At 50.3% G+C, this 2,010-nt stretch carries 2 protein-coding genes; both read right to left on the bottom strand.

Annotated features, from left to right (window positions below; all coding sequences use genetic code 11):
• Window positions 1–348: alcohol dehydrogenase catalytic domain-containing protein (locus KDK17_RS06910; protein WP_257287688.1), on the bottom strand; the 348-nt coding region annotated here is incomplete at its 3' end.
• Between the two features lie 71 nt (window positions 349–419).
• Window positions 420–1,619, bottom strand: coding sequence for a glycine C-acetyltransferase (locus KDK17_RS06905; RefSeq protein WP_257253082.1), 1,200 nt, complete (start codon window positions 1,617–1,619; stop codon window positions 420–422).
• Window positions 1,620–2,010 lie beyond the last annotated feature (391 nt).

Raw genomic sequence — 2,010 nt, 5'->3', positions numbered from 1 at the left:
ATTGACACCCACACCGAAAGTGAAATTACACAGGTGACGACGGCCTGCACGGCAGTTGCGGCAGTGACCGCAGGTAATATGACCTTCACCAGAGACACGCTGGCCTATTTCAAAACCACGCACGCCTTCGCCCATCTCCACGATTTCACCAATGAATTCGTGCCCTACGTGCATTCCAACAGGGATGGTATTTTGAGACCACTCATCCCAGTTGTAGATATGCATGTCGGTTCCGCAGATCGCCGTTTTGCGAATCTTGATCAGAACATCGTTATAGCCAGCTTCCGGCCTGGGCTTGTCGGCCAGCCAGATGCCTTTTTCCGCTTTCAGTTTTGCCAGGGTTTTCATGTCAGGTTCCTTTTAACTCTGCTCTGCAGGCTCTTTGGGCGGCTCTCAGGAGACTCTCTCTAGGAGGCTCTCTAGGAGATAATGCCCAGCTCACGACCTACTTTGGCAAAGGCTACAATGACTCGATCCATGTGTTCCTGATTATGAGCAGCCGACATCTGGGTACGAATTCGGGCTGCCCCCCTTGGAACAACCGGGAAGGAGAATCCTACTACATAGATTCCTTCTTTCAGCATTCGTTCCGCAAACTCAGCAGCCAGTGAGGCATCACCCAGCATGACCGGAATAATCGCATGCCCATTACCTGCCAGTGTAAAGCCCAGCTTTTCCATCTCGGTGCGGAAGTAATCCGAGTTATGGCGCAGCTTCTCACGTAGCTCACCACCGGACTCCAGCATATCCAGAACCTTGATAGAAGCACTGGCAATGGTTGGACTCAGGGTGTTGGAGAACAGGTAAGGACGGGAACGGTTACGCAACCAGTCGATAACTTCAGGGCTGCGGGCAGAGGTATAACCACCAGAAGCACCGCCCAGAGCCTTGCCCAGGGTACCGGTAATAATATCCACACGATCCATTACGCCACAGTATTCGTGGGTACCACGGCCATTTTCACCGACAAAACCTACGGCATGGGAATCATCCACCATCACCATGGCATCGTACCTGTCCGCAAGATCGCAGACACCTTTGAGGTTGGCAATAACGCCATCCATGGAGAATACACCGTCCGTTGCGATCAGCTTGTAACGGGCACCTGCTTCTGTCGCTTCTTTCAGTTTGGCTTCCAGATCTGCCATATCGTTGTTGGCGTAACGGAAACGCTTGGCCTTACACAAACGTACACCATCTATGATGCTGGCATGGTTGAGAGAATCACTGATAACGGCATCTTCCGGTCCCAGCAGGGTTTCAAAAAGACCGGCATTAGCGTCAAAACAGGAGGAATAGAGGATAGTGTCATTCATGCCCAGGAATTCGGAAATGCGTTTTTCCAATTCCTTGTGTACATTCTGGGTACCACAGATAAAACGTACGGAGGCCATACCGTAACCGTATTCATCCAGTGCCTGCCTGCCTGCTTCTATCAGCTCAGGGGAATTGGCCAACCCGAGATAGTTGTTGGCACAAAAATTAATGACCTCTTCACCGGTGTTAACAGTGATATCAGCCTGCTGCTGGGAGGTAATAACTCGCTCGCTTTTGTACAAACCTTCTTTTTTAAGGTCTTCCAGCTGCTCACGCAGTCCAGCGTAAAAGTCGGCTTTCATTTCGGCTCCAGAAATCAAAAAATATGAGGGACTGGCCGGGACAGGCAGTTCATGCGCTCTTCTCAGTCAGACTCTTAGGGGAGCAGTCCCGATTCAACCCCCAAACACATTACAGGCTGAACAAAGTACCAATAACCCCATTGTAGAAGACAGCAATATTGAATCAGGGGGTCGAGACTCTGTACCAGCATTTATACGTATTTCGCCCGGACCCTGATGGCTCTGGTTCAGAGTATCCATTAAACAGGGCTATGCCCATTGAATTTGGAGATGTTTATGAAAGATCAGACAGTGTTCAGGAGCCTGTGGGATTTAAGTCAGGAAAAGGGGCTATCGCAACCGGAGAATTGCGATAACCCGTCTCTGTCACAAAGACAGAGAATTGACGAGG

Origin of the sequence: Endozoicomonas sp. SESOKO2 (assembly GCF_024606245.1) — a bacterium.
GTDB lineage: Bacteria > Pseudomonadota > Gammaproteobacteria > Pseudomonadales > Endozoicomonadaceae > Endozoicomonas_A.
The sequence above is the reverse complement of the archived record's forward strand: the minus strand, read 5'-3'. Positions and strand labels throughout refer to the sequence as shown.

Coding starts and splice junctions, on each gene's coding strand:
- KDK17_RS06905 (WP_257253082.1), bottom strand. CDS start 1,619: ATGAAAGCCGACTTTTACGCTGGACTGCGTGAGCAGCTGGAAGACCTT.